Origin of the sequence: Bradyrhizobium sp. BTAi1, from assembly GCF_000015165.1 — a bacterium.
GTDB classification, from domain to species: Bacteria; Pseudomonadota; Alphaproteobacteria; order Rhizobiales; family Xanthobacteraceae; genus Bradyrhizobium; species Bradyrhizobium denitrificans.
This window is the reverse complement of record NC_009485.1, coordinates 906,051-920,685: the sequence shown is the minus strand read 5'-3', so window position 1 is coordinate 920,685 and position 14,635 is coordinate 906,051. Positions and strand designations below refer to the sequence as shown.

Annotated in this window: 12 protein-coding genes; 5 read left to right on the top strand and 7 right to left on the bottom strand. The window is 66.3% G+C overall.

The window, feature by feature from the left end; translation table 11 throughout:
• Positions 1-81 precede the first annotated feature (81 nt).
• Positions 82-810 carry an SDR family oxidoreductase gene (locus BBTA_RS04165; protein WP_012041195.1) on the bottom strand — a complete coding sequence of 243 codons (729 nt, stop codon included), beginning with the start codon at positions 808-810 and terminating at the stop codon, positions 82-84.
• A gap of 113 nt (positions 811-923) precedes the next feature.
• Here BBTA_RS04165 and BBTA_RS04160 point away from each other — a divergent pair, with 113 nt between their 5' ends.
• Both BBTA_RS04160 and BBTA_RS04155 read left to right on the top strand, forming a co-directional pair.
• Entirely contained in the window at positions 924-2,204 is a 1,281-nt protein-coding gene (locus BBTA_RS04160; RefSeq protein ID WP_041750314.1) for a hypothetical protein, read from the top strand.
• A gap of 62 nt (positions 2,205-2,266) precedes the next feature.
• Positions 2,267-3,886, top strand: a complete 1,620-nt coding sequence (locus tag BBTA_RS04155; RefSeq protein ID WP_012041193.1) for an ABC transporter substrate-binding protein — start codon at positions 2,267-2,269, stop codon at positions 3,884-3,886.
• 156 nt (positions 3,887-4,042) lie between these two features.
• On the opposite strand, the gene BBTA_RS04150 is transcribed toward BBTA_RS04155, so the two are convergent.
• Both BBTA_RS04150 and BBTA_RS04145 read right to left on the bottom strand, forming a co-directional pair.
• On the bottom strand, positions 4,043-5,080 hold the full coding sequence (locus tag BBTA_RS04150; RefSeq protein WP_012041192.1) for a magnesium and cobalt transport protein CorA: 1,038 nt from the start codon (positions 5,078-5,080) through the stop codon (positions 4,043-4,045).
• Positions 5,081-5,141: 61 nt separating this feature from the next.
• Positions 5,142-6,746, bottom strand: a complete 1,605-nt coding sequence (locus BBTA_RS04145; protein WP_012041191.1) for a hybrid sensor histidine kinase/response regulator — start codon at positions 6,744-6,746, stop codon at positions 5,142-5,144.
• 293 nt (positions 6,747-7,039) lie between these two features.
• Here BBTA_RS04145 and BBTA_RS04140 point away from each other — a divergent pair, with 293 nt between their 5' ends.
• Positions 7,040-7,744 carry an SDR family oxidoreductase gene (locus BBTA_RS04140; protein WP_012041190.1) on the top strand — a complete coding sequence of 235 codons (705 nt, stop codon included), beginning with the start codon at positions 7,040-7,042 and terminating at the stop codon, positions 7,742-7,744.
• Between the two features lie 165 nt (positions 7,745-7,909).
• Here BBTA_RS04140 and BBTA_RS04135 read toward each other — a convergent pair whose 3' ends face one another.
• Positions 7,910-9,349: a glutamine synthetase family protein gene (locus tag BBTA_RS04135; protein WP_012041189.1), complete on the bottom strand. Its 1,440-nt coding sequence runs from the start codon at positions 9,347-9,349 to the stop codon at positions 7,910-7,912.
• Between the two features lie 463 nt (positions 9,350-9,812).
• Complete coding sequence (locus tag BBTA_RS04130; RefSeq protein ID WP_012041188.1) at positions 9,813-11,171, bottom strand: aromatic ring-hydroxylating dioxygenase subunit alpha; 1,359 nt, start codon at positions 11,169-11,171, stop codon at positions 9,813-9,815.
• 211 nt (positions 11,172-11,382) lie between these two features.
• Here BBTA_RS04130 and BBTA_RS04125 point away from each other — a divergent pair, with 211 nt between their 5' ends.
• Positions 11,383-12,183 (top strand): IclR family transcriptional regulator C-terminal domain-containing protein, encoded by an 801-nt coding sequence (locus tag BBTA_RS04125; RefSeq protein ID WP_041750313.1) that lies wholly within the window; start codon positions 11,383-11,385, stop codon positions 12,181-12,183.
• 705 nt (positions 12,184-12,888) lie between these two features.
• Here the strand turns inward: BBTA_RS04125 and BBTA_RS04120 are convergent.
• Positions 12,889-13,185 carry a hypothetical protein gene (locus tag BBTA_RS04120; RefSeq protein ID WP_012041186.1) on the bottom strand — a complete coding sequence of 99 codons (297 nt, stop codon included), beginning with the start codon at positions 13,183-13,185 and terminating at the stop codon, positions 12,889-12,891.
• 82 nt (positions 13,186-13,267) lie between these two features.
• Here BBTA_RS04120 and BBTA_RS04115 point away from each other — a divergent pair, with 82 nt between their 5' ends.
• Positions 13,268-13,969 carry an alpha/beta fold hydrolase gene (locus BBTA_RS04115; RefSeq protein ID WP_012041185.1) on the top strand — a complete coding sequence of 234 codons (702 nt, stop codon included), beginning with the start codon at positions 13,268-13,270 and terminating at the stop codon, positions 13,967-13,969.
• 36 nt (positions 13,970-14,005) lie between these two features.
• On the opposite strand, the gene BBTA_RS04110 is transcribed toward BBTA_RS04115, so the two are convergent.
• Positions 14,006-14,596, bottom strand: a complete 591-nt coding sequence (locus BBTA_RS04110; protein WP_012041184.1) for a TetR/AcrR family transcriptional regulator — start codon at positions 14,594-14,596, stop codon at positions 14,006-14,008.
• Positions 14,597-14,635 lie beyond the last annotated feature (39 nt).

The window sequence follows — 14,635 nt, the reverse complement described above, 5'->3', positions numbered from 1 at the left end:
TTAAGTTTATGCTTAATTTAACCTCCGTATTTCCACGGGGTTTCCGGGCGAAGCCCGTGCCTGGGGCTGGCCCGAATCGCCCTACAGGTCGAAATTGGTCGGCAGCATCACGACGTCGCGGATGGTCATGCCGCGCGGACGGGTCAGCATGAACATGATGACGTTGGCGACTTCGGCGGGCTCCAGCAGGCTGCCGGACTCCCGCGCCTCCTTGAGCTTCTCGGCCGGCCAATCGGCGATCAATGCGGTCACCACCGGGCCGGGCGAGATCGCGCCGACGCGGATGCCGTGCTTGAAGACCTGGCGGCGCACGGTCTGCACGAAGCAGTCGATCGCCCATTTCGAGGAGGCATAGACCGGCTCCCACGGCGTCGGGTAATGCGCCGCCAGCGAGCTGGTGACGATGATGTCGCCGGAGCCGCGGTCGATCATGTGCGGCAGCGCGTCACGCACGTTTTTCATGACGACATTGACGTTGAGGTTCAGCATGCGGTCGATCGCATCCGTCCTGGCATCGACCAGATCGCCGCCAATGTAGCTGCCGGCATTGGCATGCAGGATGTCGAGCCGGCCGGCGGCATCGAGGATGCGCGGCAGCAGCGTGGCGCAATCGGTGGAATCGAGCAGGTCGATCACCACGGGGATCACGGCTTCGCCATGCCGCTCCCGCAGGCGAGCCAGCGCCGACGCATCGCGGTCGATCATCACGACGCGGGCACCGGCGGCCAGCATCGCCTCGCTGCTGGCGAGGCCGATGCCTGATGCGGCCCCGGTGACGGCGGCCACCTTGCCTTCGAGTTCCCTGGTCATCGCGTCCTCCCTGTGAGCGCGCACCCTAGCGCAATTCGCGCATGGCCGCCGCGTCTCTTTGGAGCCAATCCAAGGCCCGCGCGTTGCATTCCGGCCGCACGATGAAGAGTCCGATGGAGACGATCGACGCCTACCTCACCCGCAAGCATCAGGAGCTGCAGCTCTTGAACGCCTGCCTGCGCCGTCCCCATGCCGTGCCGGCGCCGCGCTCGGTCAGCGAGGTTGTCCGGCACAAGTTTCAGCTTGCCGCGGCGCTGAAGGCCGAACATGTGCTGACCGACTGGAGCGCAACCGAGACGGCCTGGGCCGATACGGATGATCACCACACCGGCCCGTTCGCGTTCAGCTATGACTATCAGCGCGCCGATCTCGACGTGCGCGGCCCGTCATTCTATGCGCAACAACAGAGCTCGGAATCCACCATCTACACGATTTCCGGCATGGCGGCGATCGCGGCGCTGCTGCTGGCGACGCGGCCGGTGCTCGGCGAGGCCGACCTGATGATGCTGCCGGGCTCCTATGGAGAGACCCAGGAGCTGATCGACGCGCATGCGCGGCATCTGCGCTCGGCGACGCTCCCAGACGACCTCGCCGACACTTTGGCGCGGCGATCGTCCGCGCCGCGGCTGCTGCTGCTCGATTCCAGCGCGACGGCGGCGCGCTTCGAGGCCGTGCTTCGCTGCGCACGCCCGGCGATCGATCTCCTGATCTTCGACACCACCTGCTTTGCCAATGGTTCGGGACGCATCCGCCGCGTGCTCGCCTGGGCGCGGCGCTGCAACGTGCCGGTCGCGATGCTGCGCAGCCACACCAAGCTGGATTCGCTCGGCGCGGAATATGGCCGGCTGGGCTCGGTGGTGTTTGTCGATTGGACGACCATCGCGCCCGGTCGCGTCGCGCTTCAGGCACTGACCGGAGAAACGCGCAACGCCGTCAGGCTGCTCGGCGGCGCGGCGCTGCCGGCGCATTTTCCGCCCTATGTCGGCATGGCGCCCTACCGGGATCTGACCAATAGACGAGTCGCCGCCATCCTGCGCAACAGCCGCCGCGCGCGGCGCCAATTCGCGCGGACGCTGCGCGGCCTCACCGCGGAGCTCGATTTCGCGCACGGGCTCTACGTGACCCTCGACAGTGACGCGCCGCTCGACGAGGCCAGCGCGCGGCGCGCGGCAGCGGCCATGAGCGAGGATCTGCGCCGCGCCGGCCTGCCGATCCGTCACGCCGGCAGCTTCGGCTTCGATTTCGCCGCGACCGAATGGTTTCACGACGCCACCACCGATCGCTACAGCGTGCGCGTCGCCGTGCCCGATCTGCCCGGCGCGCTCTGGGACGAACTGACGGATGCCATCGCGACCTGGTGGTCCCTGCATCAGGGACGATCTGCCGCGGCGTGACCGCGCGCGATGGCACGTGGTTTGCCTCTTCGACGGCACGCGATCACGCCGCAGGGGGTCCCATGAGCAGCTCGAAAACTCATCTGTCACGCCGGATCGTCCTCGGCGGATTGGGGGCTGCCGGACTGAGCGCATGGGCGCCGCGCGCGGGCTGGGCGCAGGGACGCGCCGAGACGCTGCTGGTGGTGCAGGAGCTCGGTCCCAATTCGCTGGACATGCAGGGCGTCGGCGCGAACCAGACCGTCAACGGGCTCGCCTGGAACTGCTACGACCGGCTGCTCAGCTACGCGGCCAAGACCCTGCCCGATGGCACCACCTCTTACGACCGCGCCGTGCTGGCGCCGGAGCTCGCCGAGAGCTGGGAGGTCGCCCCCGACGGCCTGTCCTGCACCTTCAAGCTGCGCAAGGCCGCGACCTTCCATGACGGCACCCCGGTCACGGCGAGGGACGTCAAATGGTCGTTCGACCGCGCCGTCTCGGTCGGCGGCTTCCCGACGTTCCAGATGTCGGCGGGATCGCTGGAGAAGCCGGAGCAGTTCGTCGTGGTCGACGATCACACCTTCCGCATCGACTACATCCGCAAGGACAAGATGCTGCTGTTCAACGTCGCGGTCGTCGTGCCCTTCATCATCAATTCGGAGCTTGCGAAGAAGAACGCCACGGCGGAAGACCCCTGGGCGCTGGCCTGGCTGAAGGCCAACGAGGCCGGCAGCGGCGCCTACAAGGTCGAGAGCTGGAAGCCCGGCACCGAGACCGTGCTGAGCCGCTTCGACAATTGGACATGCGGGCCGCTGCCGAAGATCAAGCGCGTGATCGCGCGCGACATCCCCTCCGCCGGCACCCGCCGCGCCATGCTCGAGCGCGGCGACGCCGATCTCTCCAGCGGCTTCGCGCCGCGCGATTTCGACCAGCTGATCAAGGAGGGCAAGGTCAAGGTGACGGGCGTGCCGATCCCCAACGCGCTGTGGTACGTCGCGCTCAACACCGCCAAGCCGCCATTCGACAATGTCAAGCTGCGCCAGGCGATCGCCTGGGCGATGCCTTATGAGCAGATCCAGTCGAGCGCATTCTTCGGCCGCGCAGTGCCGATGTATGGCGGCGCGAGCGAGGTGAGCAGGCCGGTGTGGCCGCAGCCCTTCCCCTATGTGACCGATCTCGACAAGGCCAAGGCGCTGATGAAGGAGGCCGGCTTCGAAGCAGGACTGGAGACGACACTGTCGCTCGACGCCGGCACCGCCACGGTCGGCGAACCCACGGCGATCCTGATCCAGGAGAACCTCGCCAAGATCGGCATCAAGGCCGCAATCGACAAGATCCCCGGCGCCAACTGGCGCACGACGCTGAACAAGAAGGAGCTGCCGATGGCGCTCAATCGCTTCAGCGGCTGGCTCGATTATCCCGAATACTATTTCTATTGGAATTTCCATGGCCGTAATTCGATCTTCAACATCTCGTCCTATCAGAGCAAGGACATGGACGCGCTGATCGAGACGGCGCGCTTCACCAATGACGCCGCGGAATATGAGGCGACCTTGAAGGCGTTCATCACGCTGTGCATGCGCGAGGTGCCGGTCGTGCCGCTCAACCAGCCGATCCACGACGTCGCGATGCAGAAGAACGTGAGCGGTTATGAATTCTGGTTTCACCGGGAGCCGGACTACCGGCAGTTCGCGAAGGGGTAGCTGTCAGTCAGGCGGAGGCTGACGGATGACCGGCGATGTGGCGACACCTCTCGCCACGGGGACGCTGCACCCTCTCTCTTTTAGAAGAGGGTGCGCCGTCGCTTTGGCTTGCCTATTCGCGTCACCGATATCATCGCTCCCTCGATGCGCGTCCCTTCACAGCCAGCCGCGCTTTCTGAACTGCCAGTACAGCACACTGCACACCGCGACGATGAAGCCGAGCACGGCGTAGTAGCCATATTGCCATTTCAGCTCCGGCATATGCTCGAAGTTCATGCCGTAGATGCCGGCCACCGCGGTCGGCACGGCGAGGATCGCGGCCCAGGCGGCGAGCCGGCGGGCGATGTCGGTCTGCTGCGCCTGGCCGGCCATCATGCTGGCCTCGAACACGAAAGCGAGGATCTCGCGCAGCGAATCCGCATCCTCCTCGGCGCGCTTGGCGTGGTCGAGCACGTCGCGGAACAACGGTGCCATCTCGGCATCGATCGCGACATTGTCGGCGTGCTCCAGCCGCTTGCAGACGTCGACCACGGGACCGACGGCGCGGCGCAGCCGCAACAGGTCGCGCCGGAGGCGATAGAGCCGGTCGACCTCGTGACGCGCCAGCGGGCGCTGCAGCACGACTTCCTCCAGCGTCTCGACCTCGGCCATGATGCTCTCGGTCACCGGGCGATAATTGTCGACGATGAAATCGAGGATGGCATAGAGGATGTAGTCCTCGCCCTTGGCAAGCGAGCCCGGGCAGCTCTCGCACCGCTCGCGCACCGCGCCATAGGAGGTCGAGGCGCCGTGGCGCACCGACACGACGAAGCCCGGGCCGACGAAGATATGCGTCTCGCCGAACACGATGTGATCCTGCACCAGCTGCGCGGTGCGCGCGACCACGAACAGCGCGTCGCCATAGCGCTCGACCTTGGGCTGCTGATGCGCCTTCGACGCGTCCTCGATCGCCAGCTCATGCAGGTCGAACTGGCGCGCGATCCGCTGCAATAAAGCGGCATCCGGCTCATGCAGCCCGATCCAGACCACGTGGCCGGGCCGCTTGCTCCAGGCGCCGGCGTCCTCAATCGCGATGTCAACGACGCGGCGACCGCCGGCGTAGACGCCGGCCGCGACCACCCCCGGCTCGCGTGGCCGACCCCGCCCCTGTGGGGCTGGGGCTTCGGCCGGCGCTGGCGTGGTTACATGGCGCATGCTGGCTCTCCGCTGTCGCCGGCAATTTTCCGCGCCCGGACTGGTCCGGTCAAGCTGCGCATCAGGTCACGCCGGTGGGGCCGTCGAGCAGCTGCCTGACGCGGCGGACCAGGTCGGTGCGGCGGTACGGCTTGTTGATGATCTCGAACTCGCCGATGTTCGCATCGGCCCGCTCCACCGCCGCATCGGAATAGCCGGTTGTGAGCAGCACCTTCAGCTTGGGCTGGCGCTTGCGCGCCTCGCGCGCCAGCACGGTGCCGTTCATGCCGCCGGGCATCACAAGATCAGTGAACAGCAGATCGAAGCGGATCTCCGAATCCAGCAGCTCGAGGGCGGTCGGCGCATTGGCGGCGATCTCCGTGCGATAGCCGAAATCCTCCAGGATCGAGCGCGCGAGTTCGGCCACGTCGGCGCGGTCCTCGACGATCAGGATACGCTCGCTGCCGGTGCGGTCCATCGCCATCTGCGGACGGATCGCGGGCGCCGCGATCTCCTGTTCGGTCGCCGGGAACAACAGCTGGACGGTCGTGCCGAGGCCGACCTCGCTGTAGATATAGGTGCTGCCACCGGACTGCCGGGTGAAGCCATAGACCATCGCGAGCCCGAGCCCGGTGCCCTTGCCCTCTTCCTTGGTGGTGAAGAACGGCTCGGCGACGCGAGCGAGAATGTGCGGCGGAATGCCGACGCCGTCATCGGACACTTTCAGCGCCACGTAGCGGCCGCCCTTGGGCACGCCGAACTGCACCACGTCCTCCTCGGAGATCTCCTTGTTCTCGGTGCGGATCGTGAGCGTGCCGCCATCGGGCATCGCGTCGCGCGCATTGACGAACAGGTTGAGCAGCGCGACCTCTGCCTGGGTCTGGTCGATCCGGCTGTTCCACAGGCCTGGCTGCGCCTTGACCGCAATGCGAACGCTTTCGCCGAGCGTGTGCCGCGCCATCTGCACCAAGGTTTCGATCATGTTGTTGAGGTTGATCGGCCGGCTGTCGAGCCGCTGCTTGCGCGCGAACGACAACAGCTGCTGCGTCAAGGTGGCGGCGCGGTTGGCGGCGGAGCGGATGTTCTCGACCGCGCGCCGATGCCGCGGCGCAAGCTCGCTTACGGCGCCCTGCAATGTCTCGGTATAGCCGATGATGACCTGCAGGATGTTGTTGAAGTCGTGCGCGATGCCGCCGGTGAGCTGTCCGATCGCCTCCATCTTCTGCGACTGCACCAGCGCGCTCTCGGCATCGCGCCGGCGCGACACGTCGAGCTGCGAGCCGAAGAAGTAGACCAGCTCGCCGGCGCGGTTGTAGACCGGGCTGATGAACAGCGCGTTCCAGAACGCCGCGCCGTTCTTGCGGTAGTTGAGGATCTCGACCGCAATGTCGCGACGACTCGCGATCGCGCTGCGGATCGCCGCGATCGTCTCCTGGTCCGTATCGGGCCCCTGCAGGAAACGGCAATTGGTGCCGACGATCTCGTTGAGCTCGTAGCCGGTCATTTCCAGGAACGCGCGGTTGGCGAACAGGATCGGATTGTCGCTCTGGCGCGGATCGGTGACGATCATCGGCATCCGCGTGGTCTCGACCGCGGCAAAGAAGATGTCATGGCGCTCCGACGACAGATCGGACGCATCGCCGCGGTCGACGACCGCGCGCGCCCGCTGCGGCTTCTCTTCTGACATGCTTCCCAGCTCCGCCTTTCCTTCTGCATGACGCGCACGGCCGCGCCGGACATCCGATGCAGCGCACCTTTTGATATGCCGCCCGAGGGGATCGGGTTCCCACTTGCGCCAGCGTGGCGCATATGCAGGGACGTGCTCACGAAATCGCGACGACCGGTCGCGGGAACGAAACCTGAGAAAGCCGCCGCCTCCTGCTCCGCTCGCGCCCATTCACGCCGGCCGCTGCTCGACGCGCCCGATGCAGACGCGCTACACCATCGTCTCGATCATCATCAACGGCAGGACTCATCATCATGGCAGAACAACGGGTCGCGCTGGTCACCGCCGGCGGCAGCGGCATGGGTGCGGCAGCAGCCCGCCGCTTGGCCGCGGACGGCTTTCAGGTCGGCATCCTCTCTTCCTCCGGGAAGGGCGAGGCGCTGGCGACCGAACTCGGCGGCCTCGGCGTCACCGGCTCGAACAAGTCGAACGACGATCTGAAGCGGCTCGTCGACGGCGCGATGCGCCGGTGGGGCCGCATCGACGTGCTCGTCAACAGCGCTGGCCACGGCCCGCGGGCGCCGATCCTGGAGCTGAGCGACGAGCAGTGGCACACGGGGCTCGACACCTACCTGCTCAACGTGATCCGTCCGTCGCGTCTGGTGACTCCGATCATGCAGACGCAGAAGAATGGCGCGATCATCAACATTTCGACCGCCTGGACCTTCGAGCCGTCGGCCATGTTCCCGACCTCGGCGGTGTTTCGCGCGGGGCTGGCCTCCTTCACCAAGATCTTCGCCGACAGCTATGCGGCAGACAACATCAGGATGAACAACGTGCTGCCAGGCTGGATCGACAGTCTCCCCGCCACCGAAGAGCGCCGCAGCAGCGTGCCGATGGCCCGCTACGGCAAGGCCGAGGAGATCGCCGCGACGATCGCCTTCCTCGCCTCGGATGGCGCAGCCTATATCACCGGCCAGAACATCCGCGTCGACGGCGGCCTGACACGCAGCGTGTGAGCCGGCCGTTGCGCAACACGGTCGGATACCACAGCGTCAGCGATCCCGACGACCGAGCCCGCTGGTGAGTTACGGCGTCGTGGCCAGGCTTGTCCCGGCCATGACGACGGAGGGGCGGGAGATTCTATCTCTGCCGGCCGTCGCTTGTCTCCGACCGCTCGAGCCTCAGAACATCTCGAAATATTCGCGCTGCTCCCAGTCGGACACTTCGGCGTTGAAGCGATCGATCTCGGCGGTCTTGATGAAGGTGTAGTAGTCGATGAAGGTGGCGCCGAACGCGTTGCGGAAGAAGGCGTCGGCCTTCAGCGCGTCGACGGCCTCGTGCAGCGATTTCGGCAGCAGGCTGGCCTTGGTCTCATAGGGCACGTCGGCGGATGGCCCCGGATCGAGCTTGCGGTCGACGCCGTCGAGGCCGGCCGCGATTTGCGAGGCCATGTAGAGATAGGGATTGGCGGCGGGCTCGCCGATGCGGTTCTCCAGCCGCGTGGCGCGATCGCCGGGTCCGCCGAGCACGCGGATCATGACGCCGCGATTGTCGCGGCCCCAGATCGCGCGGTCCGGCGCCAGCGAATAGGCGCGATAGCGCCGGTAGCCGTTGATGGTCGGGGTCGAGAACACCGCGGCGGCGCGCGCATGCGCGAGCAGGCCGGCCATGTAGTGACGGCCGAGCGCGGACAGCCCGTCCGTTTCCGACGTCATAAAGGCGTTGCTGCCGTCGCGCGCGACCAGCGACTGGTGCAGATGCCAGCCCGACGACATCACGTTGGGGATGCGCGGCCGGCACATGAAGGTGGCGTGATAGCCATGGCGCTGCGCGATCTGCTTCACGGCGCTGCGGAACAGCACCATCGTATCGGCGGGCTCCATCCCGATGCCGGGCTGCAGCACGAACTCGCATTGGCTCGGGCCATATTCAAGCTCGATCGAGCGCAAGGGCAGACCGAGCGCGGTGAGATTGGCCCGGATGGTCTCCAGCGCCGGCTGCATCTGATCGAAGCGCTGCTCGGTGAGGTACTGATAGCCCTGCGTCAGCAGGCTGACTGTTGGCGGCACGCCGGGCTGTCCGGGCGAGCCGGCATCACCCGGTGCAAGACGCGGATCTTCGACCTTGAAGATGTGGCACTCGACCTCGAGCCCGGCCTTGAACTGATAGCCGCGCTGATCGAGCGCCGCCAACGCGGAGCGGTAGAGATTGCGCGTGGCGAAGGGAACGGGCGCACCATTGGCGAAGTAAAGATCGCACAGCACCCATCCTGTCCCGGGCGCCCAGGGCAGCACGCGGAACGTGGTGGGATCGGCGACCATCAGCGCGTCGCTGCCGCCCTGCATCTCGCTCATGCCGAAGCCGCCGCCGGCCGTGAACACCGGAAACACCGTGCGATGCGAGGTGTCCTTGGCGAGCAAGGTCGTCGTGATCGAGCAGCCATCCTCAAGCGAGGACAGCGCGGCATCGACGGCCAGCGCCTTGCCGCGCAGGATGCCGTGCTGGTCGGGAAAAGAGAAGCGGATCGTCTTGAGCCCCTGCTCCTCGGCGATCCGGCGCATGCGCAGCGCGGCCTCCGTCTGCTCGGCCGACCACAATTGATGCTTTTGGACGAAACTCAACGATGGCTCCTGATCACGATGGCGATGCGTGTGAGCGAGTCCGCAGCCGTGCGGCAGGCTCGGTGCCGGCGTCGCCACGCTGGCGCAGGGCGATCGCATAGGGTGCTCCGGGTATAGCGCCCGTCTGTTTCCACGTCGTTATGGCCGGGCCTGTCCCGGCCATCCACATCGGCCAGCACCCTCGGAACGACGTGGATGCCCGGAACAAGCCCGGGCATGACGGAGCAACTAATCGACAAGCGTTGGTGGCACGATTGCCGCACGTCGTCAGAGGCGATCGCCCTGCCGCCCGCAGCGGAGATGCAATCCGGGTCTTGGGGTACAGGTCCGACCACTTGCTCGTCCCATGCGGCGGCCCCTCACCTCGACCCTCTCCCCGTGAAGAACGGGGAGACGGAGGGCAGTTCGGCCGGGGCCCGTGCGCGCCAGCTAATGCGGCTGATCGTCTTTCGAACACGTCCTCTCACTCCGCGGCGCTCAGATGCGGCGCGAGGCGGATGATATCGGCGGGCACCGGGGCCGCCCAGGGCGCGTTGCGGCGGCGACGGACGTCGACCTCCATCCAATAGGTCTCCCAACCGCGGGTCGGGCCGATGCCGTCCATCGTCGCCGGCCCCTGCACGCTGCGCGCCTCCGCCGCATCGAGAAACAGCATCGGCTTGTCGCCGGTCGCGACAGCCTCGATCTGCTCGCGAAGCAGACGACGATACTGAATGATCGCCTTGTCGGACTGACCGAGATGCTCGCGGGTGCGGTCCTGGATCCGGCCCATCGACTCCACCGCCCACTGGTCGTGCACGTTGATGTCGTTGCCCATGCCGGTATAGGTCGCGGTCGCCTGTTCGCGCGGATCAAAGCCGTAGTCGTTGCTCTTGTTCTTGCGCGAGCGGTATTCCGGCAGCTCATAGAGCTCCAGCCGCTGCGCCCGCATCTTCGCCTTGTCGACCGGCGCGCCATAACTGGTGAAGATCGCATACCAGTAGCAGGTCTCGTCATCGACCGGCACGTGCCACTGCGTGATCGTCATCTCCGTGCTCATCGGGATCACGAAGGCATGGGGGAACAGCTGATTGGTCACACGCACATGGGTGCGCTCGGCGTCGATCTCGCGCAGCGCGATGATGCGCAGGCCATATTCGGTGCGTTCGACATTGAGGATGGGGCGATCATACTCGCGCAACACCTTGGTCATCGGCAGTTCGCTGTCGGCGGAGGCGCCGCGGAACTGCTTGCCATAGGCGGTGGATGTATCCTCGTCCTCGAAGAAGCGATGCAGGAACGACGCATGGGCGGGATCGATGCCGACCTCGAGCGCCTGCAGCCAATTGCACTCGATCAGGCCCTTGAAGGCGAACGTATAGGCCTCCGGCGCGGTGAAGCAGTCGAGATCCGGGAACGCCGGCGCAGCACCGTTGCCGAGCCAGGCCCACAGGATGCCGCCCTTCTCGACCACCGGATATGCGCGCTGCTTGACGTTCTTGCACAGGGCAGAGCCGGCGGGCTCGGCCGGCGTCTCCAGACATTGCCCCTCGACATCGAACAGCCAGCCATGAAAGGCGCAGCGCAGGCCGCCATGCTCCAGCCGGCCAAAAGCGAGATCGGCCCCGCGATGCGGGCAATCGCGGTCAAGTAGTCCGTAGCGGCCCTGCTCATCCTTGAAGAGCACGAAGTCCTGGCCGAGCAGCTTGACGGCGCGAACCGGCCGATCGCCCGTGAGCTCGTCCACCAGAGCGGCCGGCTGCCAGTACATCCTCATCAGTTTACCGGCGGGCGCGCTGGGCCCGATGCGGGTGATGAGATCATTCTGCTCCTTGCTCATCATGATGGCCGTTCCTCCTGTGTCGTCGCATGTCGGGCGTTGAGCATCACGCGAACATCAAATATTGTGCGCTAGACGAACATATGTTCGCCAAGATTAGATTCGCTTTAAACGGGGAGAAGCGCAAGTGAAAAAGCTACAACCGAAGCCCAAGGGCCGACGTCAGGCAGCATCACTGCGGCCCAAAACAACAACAGCGGATCGTGTCAGGTCGATGCCGAAACTTAAGCGGACTGATGAGGAGAAGAAGCAGGCGCGCGGCGACGGGCCTGAGTTCGTGGAGGCGCTCGATCGCGGTTTGCGGGTCATACAGGCCTTCAGCCGCGAGGGGCGTCCAATGACACTCAGCAAGGCGGCGGAGCTCACTGGGCTTGCGCGCGCGACCGTGCGGCGCATCCTGCTGACGCTCAAGGCCTCGGGGCTGGTGCATGGCGACGACCGGCTGTTCTCGCTGACACCACGCGTCCTGCTGCTGGCATCGAGCTATCTCGCATCGAACCAGATCAACACGGTGATGCAGCCGTTGATGGATGCGACGGCCGCAGAGGCGCGCGAGGTCTGCTCGCTCGCCGTTCTCGACGGCGACGAGGTCGTGTTCATCGCGCGCGCGACCGCGACGCGGATGTTCTCCACGGGGCTCGAGATCGGCTACCGGCTGCCCGCTCATTGCACCTCGGTCGGCCGAGCGCTACTGAGCCGTTTGCCGGACGATCAGTTGCGCCAGACGATCGAGCGCACGGAGCTCAAAGCGATGACGCCGCAGACGACCACCGACAAGGAGGCACTGATCGCAGCGATCGACGCCGTCCGCAGCGAGGGCTATTCCGTGGTCGATGGCGAGGCCGAGCACGGCTTCCGCTCGATTTCCGTGCCGATCCGCCGCTATGACGGCGGCATCGTCGCCGCCGCCAATATCGGCGGGCATGTCGACCGCATCACGGTCGACGAAATGAAGGAGCGCTTCCTGCCGCTCCTGCAGCAGCTGGCCACGACCGCGCAGCCGCTGCTGGTGTAATCCCATCCGAACGGCGCCGGCCTCTCGCGGGGCGGCGCCGCCATCTCCTATCTGCACCTGCCGGGCGGCGTTGCGGACGAGAGCCGCGGCCGCCGCCGCACGCGTCGGATGTCCGCGTCGACCACGCCCGAGCGGCGGGTCCACGCGCTCCGGCGCCCTCCTGTCGGATCACACGCGCCGCAACCATGCTGATGCGGGAGGCGCGGCATGCGCGCCGTGACCGGCGCCGCGACCCGCTGCTGCACCATGAGCCAAACTCGGGCATGGCGTGATGACGACCGCGGACGTCGCCATCGCAGCGAACCTTGAGTAGCCCGACCTCATCACAGCCATCTATTAGTTGCGGATCGACATGTGGTCGAATTCTGTTCCTGGCCACCCGATAGCCACAACTAATAAATTGGACGCCGCCGCGCGCGCTGCCGGAGGCCGCCCGCCATGAACGTGATATTGTCGTGACGCCCGGAACCGATTGCCACGATTGCCACCGAGCTGCAGGTAATATGACGCTGATCATCCGAAGGTCGCGTCCGACACCGACGTCATCAGCTGCGTCGCGCCGCCAGCGAATGCGGTCGCCGCCACCAGAAAGCCGCGAGCCGCGCGGCCGCCCTTCATTCAGCATGCAACTGACGATCACCCACTCTCTCTGAGAGCATGCGCCGGCGCGCACGATCTCAAGGCGCAGAACAGCGCGCCCCTCTCTTAGTCCAGATGCACCAGGCTATAGACGTACGACTTCGCGCCTTTGCGGCTCACCCAATCGCCCTCCGGCGGCGCTGGGCCCTGCTGCGCCGGCAGCACGTTCCAGGGGCGGCCCATGCAGGAGTGGGACGGCTCATCCCACGCGACCCAGCCCCAGTCCGGCTTCCACACGATCCAATAGTCACCATCAGCGCGCTTGAAGCCGCTGCTGCCGTCCGGACGGCGGGCGCGAACAAAGCTGTAGACCAGATCGTCGCTCTGGCGGCGAAGCTCGAAGCGAACAACTTCGTTGGACATCGGCGGCATCTCGCGCGTAAATGGCACATCCGGCGAAAGACACCCTATTTGACGAGGGTCATGCCGCTCCAGGGGAAAAGCCATGGCTGAAACGCTGCCGCTCGTGCTGGTGCCCGGATTGATCTCCTCGCCGCGGATCTACGCGCCGGTCATCCCGGCGCTGTGGCGGCTCGGGCCGGTGATGGTGGCCAATCACATCCGCGATGACAGCATGGCCGCGATCGCACGCCGCATCCTCGTCGAGGCGCCGCCGCGCTTCGCGCTCGCCGGGCACTCGATGGGCGGCTACATCGCCTTCGAGATCATGCGCCAAGCGCCGGAGCGGGTCGCCAAGCTGGCCCTGATCAACACCCAGGCGCGGCCCGATACGCCGGAGGCCAGTGCCCGCCGCCGCACCATGATGACACGCGCCAAGGATGGCGACTATCACGGCGTCGTCGACGAGCTGTTCGCGGGTTTCGTGCATCCGTCGCGCCAGGACGATCCGCGGCTGCGCCAACTGGTGCACGACATGGCCGAGGAGGTCGGCGTCCTCGGCTTCATCCGGCAGTTGACGGCCATCATGTCGCGCCCGGATTCGCGACCGACCTTGACCGCGATCCGCTGCCCGACCCTGGTGCTGACCGCCGACACCGACAACACCATTCCGAACAGCCTGTCGAAGGAGATGGCCGACGGCATCAGCGGCAGCTGGCTGGTCGTGCTCGACAATTGCGGTCACCTGCCGCAGCCCGAGCAGCCGGAGGAGACCGCACAGGCGTTGATGGAATGGCTGCGGGGATGAGATGGCAATGCAGCTCACGCATCGCGTGAGGCACGCTCACACCTGCGCCTTCCCGACCCTTAGCCCATCCACGAACACATCGAGCAGCCGCAGCACGCTCTGCTGCCAGCCGGTCTGGTCGTGCATGTAGCACATGCCGATCAGGGCGCGGAGGACGTCGTCGGCGCTGATGTCGCTGCGGATCTCGCCGGCCTCGACGGCGCGGGCGAGCAAGGCCCCGATCGAGCGGGTGAGATGGCCATGCGAATAAGCGGCGAGTTCGGAGTTCGCGTTCATCACGATCGCCAGCGCCGCCATCATGCCCTTCTTGGTGGCGACGAACTGCACCGTCGAGCGTAGCCAGCGCCGAAGCGCCTCGACCGGAGACGGCTCGCTCTTCAGCGCCTCGGCCAGCTCCGAGAGCTGCTCGACCTCGCGGCGATACACCGCCTCGAACAGGTCCTCGCGGGTGGGGAAATGCCGGTACAGCGTGCCGATGCCGACACCGGCCTGGCGCGCCACGGCCTCCAGGCTCGCCTCGGCGCCGCCGACGCTGAACACCGCCTTGGCCGCCTCCAGCACGCGCTCGCGATTGCGCTGGGCATCGGCGCGCGGCTTGCGGCTGCGCTCTTGTGGTTTCGTCTCCATCTCACCAGCTCTTGATGACGGACCGTTCATGTCCCCTTG

Coding starts and splice junctions, on each gene's coding strand:
- BBTA_RS04140 (WP_012041190.1), top strand. CDS start 7,040: ATGGCAGAACAACGGGTCGCGCTGGTCACCGCCGGCGGCAGCGGCATG.
- BBTA_RS04155 (WP_012041193.1), top strand. CDS start 2,267: ATGAGCAGCTCGAAAACTCATCTGTCACGCCGGATCGTCCTCGGCGGA.
- BBTA_RS04145 (WP_012041191.1), bottom strand. CDS start 6,746: ATGTCAGAAGAGAAGCCGCAGCGGGCGCGCGCGGTCGTCGACCGCGGC.
- BBTA_RS04120 (WP_012041186.1), bottom strand. CDS start 13,185: ATGTCCAACGAAGTTGTTCGCTTCGAGCTTCGCCGCCAGAGCGACGAT.
- BBTA_RS04110 (WP_012041184.1), bottom strand. CDS start 14,596: ATGGAGACGAAACCACAAGAGCGCAGCCGCAAGCCGCGCGCCGATGCC.
- BBTA_RS04130 (WP_012041188.1), bottom strand. CDS start 11,171: ATGATGAGCAAGGAGCAGAATGATCTCATCACCCGCATCGGGCCCAGC.
- BBTA_RS04125 (WP_041750313.1), top strand. CDS start 11,383: ATGCCGAAACTTAAGCGGACTGATGAGGAGAAGAAGCAGGCGCGCGGC.
- BBTA_RS04160 (WP_041750314.1), top strand. CDS start 924: ATGGAGACGATCGACGCCTACCTCACCCGCAAGCATCAGGAGCTGCAG.
- BBTA_RS04150 (WP_012041192.1), bottom strand. CDS start 5,080: ATGCGCCATGTAACCACGCCAGCGCCGGCCGAAGCCCCAGCCCCACAG.
- BBTA_RS04115 (WP_012041185.1), top strand. CDS start 13,268: ATGGCTGAAACGCTGCCGCTCGTGCTGGTGCCCGGATTGATCTCCTCG.
- BBTA_RS04165 (WP_012041195.1), bottom strand. CDS start 810: ATGACCAGGGAACTCGAAGGCAAGGTGGCCGCCGTCACCGGGGCCGCA.